This window comes from Thiemannella venezuelensis (assembly GCF_014203605.1).
Taxonomy (GTDB): domain Bacteria; phylum Actinomycetota; class Actinomycetes; order Streptosporangiales; family Streptosporangiaceae; genus Planomonospora_A; species Planomonospora_A venezuelensis.
This window is the reverse complement of record NZ_JACHJJ010000032.1, coordinates 76,104-82,301: the sequence shown is the minus strand read 5'-3', so window position 1 is coordinate 82,301 and position 6,198 is coordinate 76,104. Positions and strand designations below refer to the sequence as shown.

Sequence of the window (6,198 nt, the reverse complement as noted above, 5' to 3'; positions counted from 1 at the left end):
GGATTTGATCTAGACACTCACATCCTTGCAGATCGGGCGCACCTTCTTCATTTATCGATCTTGAAGCGCATTCTCAGGCTGAATAGCCGAGGTCGGGGTCACCCGCCCTTCCGCAGTTCTTTCTCCCACACGCCGAAACGCTCCCTGAGCGCCTCAGTCCCGGCCGCATCGACGCCGTACACGGCGAACTCCTCATCGGTACGGCGACGCACGTACGCCAGCATCTCCGCGAACACCTCCCGATCGAACCCGGCATCCCGGCGAGCGGCCAGCTCCAGAAGCTGATCGCGCGTGTACCGGCCCGACTCCACGAGCGCGTCCACATCGATGAAGTCACGAGCGAGCGCGCGGTTGAACAACGCCTCGGTCTTCCCGGCCGCGACGTCATCCGGATGGAGGACCGGGCCCATCTCCATCCGCACCGGCGGCTGAAAGCGCACGTCCGCGACAACCTCAACCTTGCAGCCATGACCTGTGCCACGCTCAGAGATCCACATCCGGACATACCGTTCAGTGCTCTGCAAGATCTCAGCCTGGTACCCGGCTGCTCGGTACGCCTCGGCCACCTGATCCGCCGCCGCCGGACAGTCCATGTCCAGCGCACCGAATAGATCGACGTCCTCGCTCGGCCGCTCCACGATCCCGTACGCCTGCACGGCGTAACCACCGGCCAGCGCGAAGCCGTACTGATCGGCGACGCTGAGACCGATCTCGATCAGTCGTCGGTGGAAGGGGTCCATCACGCGACCTGATCACGAAGCCAGGTAAAGCGTGACTCCCACAGTCGGCGGACCCGCACCGGCAAGATCAGATCAGGCCAGATGCGGACCAGCAGATCGGTGTTCAGGTACGCCTTGAGATCTTGTTCTCGGCCTTCCTGGATCACCTGCTCGTACATCACCCGCAACGCCGTCGGATCGGACAGGTCGTAGGAGCGTCGCGGGCTCCAGTCCAACCAGCCGGGCAGCGTGACGATCCCGTCCGCAGGCCCGGTCAGCTCCTCCAGAGCGCGAGGAACCGCATACGGGCGGATGTTCGCGTAATTGAGCGCCCTGTCCATGCCTCCAGTGTGACATTTCCGCCGGAGCCCCACCCCTTCGATGACGCAACCCCACACGGGCAAGCCATCAGCGTGACCAACTTCGGCGACCACACCGTGAAGGCCGCCTTACCCCGATACGGTCCATGGTCAAGGACCCATGTTTGCTCGGTGGTTGCTCGTCTGTCGCGATACGGCCCGGCACACGGTGACAGCACCCGGCAGACCGGCGGGGACGCCGGCGGACAGAACGGTACGAGATGGCAGGTCGCGGCACCGGACGGCAGTGAACCCGTCGACTTTTAATCCGTAGGTTCTGGGTTCGAGTCCCAGGCGCCCTACCACTCGCACCCCGTCTGACCTGCGATTTCTCGGTTCAGACGGGCTCTGCGCGAGCCGCAGAGCGGCGATGTTTGCTCCATGTTTGCTCGCGTGTATCGGAACCCGGCCCCACCAGATCGCCTAGGGGGCCTGTTTCACGTCAGGCCCTCTGGACGGTCACCGGAAGGCCAAGGCGGAAGGTCCCTCGGGGCCGCCGGACCTCAACAGACCCCGTCAACGGTGAATCCTCGGTCAAGCCACCCGCCCCGTCCACAGGTCCCGTAGCCACTCTCCGGGAGCTCCCCGCCGACAATGCTTCGTTTTCCGGACATAACGGCAGCAGCAGAAGAACCTTTACTGTCATCCGGCGACAGGCCAGATAAGTCCGCTACACCTGCTTTGCTCCTGTTAATCCCTTGAAAGTGGCCGGATCAACTCCCCCTCCGACGCCGACCCGGCCACCTCCAACGTTGAAACTTAAAGCAGTCCGGCGGTTACGGCGGACTGTTTCGCGACTGCTGCCGAAGCAGCGGATTCACGCTTCCGTCAATCCGCAGGCGCGCCCGCAGGCAGTTCTTTCCCTTCCGTTTCTGTCCCCGCCCGCCAATTTCCGGCCAAGCACGACTCAGGAAACAGCAGACCCCCTGACCCGCCCGGCCGGCCCCTTTCACAGTGACTCCGATCTGACCCTGTACCGCTTCAAAATCCATCGCATAGGGCTTGAGCTGGGCGTTCTCCGGAGCGGCTACGCGGCTCGGTGGTACTCGTTGATCAACCCGCCGAGCACCCTCCGGCATTCGATCCGACCTTCCAGCGGCACAACGGCCCGCCCGTCATGATCGGGTGGCCGCTGCGCGCGGGACTGGTGCGGCCGATGCTCGTTGTAGTGATCGACGTACTCACCGAGCACCGAGCGGAGGTGCCGTTCGTTGTAGATCAGCATGCGGTCGGTGCACTCGGCCCGTACGGTGCGCACCCACCGCTCGGCATAGCAGTTCGCCCGCGGCGTCCGCGGCGGTGTCTTGACCACCGTCACGCCTGCGTCAGCGAAGACCGCGTCGAACACCTGGGTGAACTTGGTATCCCGGTCGCGGACGACGAAGCGAAACGAGCCGATCCGGCCGCCGAGGTCCATGAGCAGGTTGCGGGCCTGCTGGACCGTCCAGGCGCCGGTCGGGTGGACGGTCACGCCGAGGAGATGCACGCGCCGGGTCGCCACTTCCATCACGAACAGCACGTACAGGCGCTTCAAGGAGATCGTGTCGATGTGGAAGAAATCAACGGCCAGCAGCCCTTTCGCCTGGGTGCGCAGGAACGTTCGCCAGCAGGTGTCGGCATCTCGGGGCGCCGGGCCGAAGCGCCGGCCCCGCAGGATCCGCCGCACGGTCGCTTCGCTCACGCGGTAGCCGAGCCCGACCAGCTCGCCGTGCACCCGGCGATATCCCCAGGCCGGGTTCTCCCGCGCCAGGCGCAGCGCCAACTCCCGGATCTCCTTGCTCATCCTCGGGCGACCGAACCGGCTCGGATACGTCCACCGGCGCCGGACCAGGCGCCGGTGCCAGGCCAGCAGCGTGCCCGGCGTCACCAGCCGATGCGCGCGCAGGGCAGAGGGCAAGAACCGCGCCAGCGCGGCCAGGACCGCTCGATCGGCCCAGTCCGGCTTCGGCCGGGCAACCTGCCGCCGCAGCACCGCCACCTCGTGCCGGAGCATCATGATCTCGGCATTCTTGGAGGCTTGACGTCGGCCCAGTAGCGCCAGCCAGCCGAACACCCGGATCATGATCAGGTAGAGGAGACGGAGAGGCACAAGAACCGATCTTGCCCGTACCTCCGCATCAGGTCGATTCGCAGGTCAAGCGCCCTGCGACGACTTTTGAAGCGGTACAGGGCGGTCCGGCGAGGTAGTCCTCTGGTCAGCGCCCCCAGACGGGGGACGCGGCGACGTGGGGAGCGAAGTCGACCTCGCGGCTGCCGATCGCGAAGCGGTATCGTCCCAGCTGGCGGATGCTCGGCTGCCGGGTCAGGTAGGAGGTCATCAGGTCCAGTTCGTCGGGCAGCAGCCACGAGGGAGGGTCGGAGGTCGCCAAGAAGTTGCACACCTCGGCCAAGTCGCGCAGCAATTGCCGTTCCTTGGTCGTCAGCAGGTTTTCCCGGGTGCGGAAGTAGACGACGTCCGGGTCGAGGTCGATGAGGGGCCTCAGCCAGAGCCGGTTGAGCGAGTTGAGGAACGAGGTCTCACCGCGTGCGTCGGAGGGGTCGTCGTTGGGTGCGTTGTAGTTGCGCCAGAAGGCGTTGACGTCGGGCCCGATCCTGAGGCCGTCGAAGACGCCGAGCGAGGGCAGGACCGGTGCTCCGCAGCCGAGCAGGTAGACGTCGTCGCCGGCTACCGAGCGGATCATCGAGATGGCTTCGCGGTAGGCCTGTTCGCGGCCGATCTCCTTGTGCCTCTCGGCGACCACGGCGGCGGAGAACAGGAAGTCCAGTTTGAGATACCGGTATCCCCAGCCGACCGCGGTTGAGATCATGGTGGTGAGGTGGTCGAGGGCCTCGGGGAGGGTGAGGTCGAGTGCGTGGTAGGGCCCATCCCAGTTGCCGGCCGTGACCAGTTCCCCGTCGCGGTCGCGCAGGAACAGGTGCGGCCGCTCGCGCAGAATGCGCGAGGTGGGGAGCGCGATGAAGGGCGCAAGCCACAGTCCAGGGACAAAGCCGGCCTCTGCGATGCGAGCGGCCAGCGCGTCCATGCCGCTGGGGAACTTCGCGTTGGGCTGCCAGTCGCCGACATCGGCCGCCCATCCGTGGTCGATCTGGACGACGTCGAACGGCAGGCCGCGCAAGTCCCCCAGGTCGGAGTGCATCTGGGACTCCGAGATGTCCTCGTAGTAGGAGTACCAGCTGCACCAGACCGGTCCTGTGCTGTTGCGTGGACGGGCCAGACTCCGGTGGCGGCTGAGCGCGTCAGCGTAGGCGCCGAATACCTCTTCTTCTGATCCGCACGCCACGAACCACGGTGCTGGGGACGTCTCGTACCAGCCGGCCAGGGTGTCGTCGTCCGCGCTCACCCGGGGCACGTCGCCGCCCAGCGCTCCGAGCAGTAGCGTCGTGCCGTCGCCACGGGTGATCGCTGCCAGCCCGGCGGCGTGGTGGCGTCCTGGGTCGTCCCATGCCACATCGTCGAAGGTCATCCGTCGTTCAAGGGTGGGCACCCGCATGGGGGGCTGGGACAGGCTGCGCCAACCCGAAGGGCTCCAGGAGTTCCACCCGTGCCGGTAGAACTGAGCGCCCTCGCGCATGCCGTGCAGGATCGCGACCCGGCCTGCGGGCAGGATGACTCCGCCACTGTCGGGGATCGGCACGGCGTCGGGGCTTTGTGGGGTCAGTTCGACCGCGAACTGCTGGCCGCCCACGTCGATGAGATGAGGCATCGTATCTTCCTGTTCGTTTCTTCCGCTCTGGTGGGTCACGAAAGCAGGCCGTTGACCTGCTTGTTGGCCGCGCTGAGCGCGGTTTTGGCGTCCGTTTGGTCCAGCCAGACGGACTGCATCGCGTTCTGCACGATCTCGCCGATCTCGTTCGCCTTGTCGGTCATCGGCAGGATGAAGGTGCCGTTCGCGGCCTTGGCCTCATCGACGAACACGTGGACGTCGCGGCCGGCGGCCTGGTGGGCGGCGAGCGCCTTGTCGGATGAGGTCTTGATCGCGGGGAAGACCACCGCGTTCTGGGCGACGAGGTCCTGGCACTCTGTCGAGGCGAGGAACTTGACCCATTGCCAGGCCTCGTTCTTGTGCTCGGTACCCGCGTAGATCGCGTCGGAGAGTCCGTTGATGGCGCTCTTGCGGCCCTGCGGGCCGACCGGCAGCGGCGCGAACGCATACTTCTGCTTGGCCTTCTGGTCGGTGTACACCGTGACCATCCAGGAGCCGGTGATGGTCATGGCGCCCTTGCCTGCCTCCATCACGGCGTCGCGGCCGAGCGTGGACTGCTTGTCGAACTTCGGTGCGTACCCCTTGTCGACCAGTCGGCCGTACCAGTCCACGGTGGCGGCGAGTCGTGGGTCGTCGTAGTTGTAGTGGCTGCCCCACGGGTTCTTGTCGAGATAGGAGAAGCCGGCGCTGTGGGCGAAGTTGCCCCATCCGTTCTGGCCGTGGGCGCCGTCGTTCATCTCGGGCAGGAAGCCGTAGACCTTGATCTTGCTCTTGTCGAAGGCGGGGTCAAGGCCGTTGTGGCCCTGCTCGTCCAGGGTCAGGCGGGCGATCAGTTTCTCGAAGTCGCCGCCGTCTTCTGGGTTCCAGGAGATGTCCTGCAGTTCCGCCGGCTTGACCTTCGCCTTCGACAGAATGTCCTGGTTGTAGACGATGGCCATGGTGTCCCAGTCCTTGGGCAGGCCGTAGCGTTTGCCGTCGCGCATCCACAGATCCGCCAGACCGGACTGGTACTGGGCGAGGTCGACCTTGTCGCGTTCCACGTACGGCTGGATGTCCAGGATCTGGTTGCGGACGACGAACTGCGGATAGTAGGCGACATGGTCGGTGAAGACGTCAGGTGCCTCACCAGAGGCGATCTGCGTGGTGAGGTTCTGCCAGTACTGGTCCCACGCCGCCTGGGTGATGTTGATGGCGATGTTCGGGTTCTTCCTGGTGAAGGCGTCGGCGCACTGTTTGTAGGCGGGAAGCTGGTTGTCGGCCCACAGGGCGTAGGTGAGGGTCACGGGGCCGGGACCGGACGTCTCCTCCTCGTTGCCGGCGCACGCTGTGAGGGTGGCCGAGACCATGACGATGGTCAGGGCCGTTGCGCCCAGCCGGAAAACACGCATTCTGGTGCTCCTACTCGAATGGATGCGG

At 65.6% G+C, this 6,198-nt stretch carries 5 protein-coding genes; all 5 read right to left on the bottom strand.

The annotated features are described in order from the left end of the window. Positions 1 to 98: 98 nt before the first annotated feature. Positions 99 to 740, bottom strand: coding sequence for a nucleotidyl transferase AbiEii/AbiGii toxin family protein (locus FHS22_RS33145; RefSeq protein WP_184948143.1), 642 nt, complete (start codon positions 738 to 740; stop codon positions 99 to 101). Beyond that, positions 740 to 1,060, bottom strand: a complete 321-nt coding sequence (locus FHS22_RS33140; protein ID WP_184948142.1) for a hypothetical protein — start codon at positions 1,058 to 1,060, stop codon at positions 740 to 742. The genes FHS22_RS33145 and FHS22_RS33140 overlap by 1 nt, the downstream gene beginning before the upstream one ends. A gap of 1,045 nt (positions 1,061 to 2,105) precedes the next feature. Next, positions 2,106 to 3,140 (bottom strand): integrase core domain-containing protein, encoded by a 1,035-nt coding sequence (locus tag FHS22_RS33135; RefSeq protein ID WP_221474430.1) that lies wholly within the window; start codon positions 3,138 to 3,140, stop codon positions 2,106 to 2,108. A gap of 133 nt (positions 3,141 to 3,273) precedes the next feature. Next, positions 3,274 to 4,782 carry a glycoside hydrolase family 36 protein gene (locus FHS22_RS33130; RefSeq protein ID WP_184948140.1) on the bottom strand — a complete coding sequence of 503 codons (1,509 nt, stop codon included), beginning with the start codon at positions 4,780 to 4,782 and terminating at the stop codon, positions 3,274 to 3,276. Positions 4,783 to 4,817: 35 nt separating this feature from the next. Next, positions 4,818 to 6,170, bottom strand: coding sequence for an ABC transporter substrate-binding protein (locus FHS22_RS33125; protein WP_184948139.1), 1,353 nt, complete (start codon positions 6,168 to 6,170; stop codon positions 4,818 to 4,820). Positions 6,171 to 6,198: the final 28 nt, after the last annotated feature.

Bases quoted from the DNA above. Each gene is read 5' to 3' on its own strand.
- FHS22_RS33140 (WP_184948142.1), bottom strand. From the start codon at position 1,060: ATGGACAGGGCGCTCAATTACGCGAACATCCGCCCGTATGCGGTTCCT.
- FHS22_RS33125 (WP_184948139.1), bottom strand. From the start codon at position 6,170: ATGCGTGTTTTCCGGCTGGGCGCAACGGCCCTGACCATCGTCATGGTC.
- FHS22_RS33135 (WP_221474430.1), bottom strand. From the start codon at position 3,140: ATGATCCGGGTGTTCGGCTGGCTGGCGCTACTGGGCCGACGTCAAGCC.
- FHS22_RS33130 (WP_184948140.1), bottom strand. From the start codon at position 4,782: ATGCCTCATCTCATCGACGTGGGCGGCCAGCAGTTCGCGGTCGAACTG.
- FHS22_RS33145 (WP_184948143.1), bottom strand. From the start codon at position 740: ATGGACCCCTTCCACCGACGACTGATCGAGATCGGTCTCAGCGTCGCC.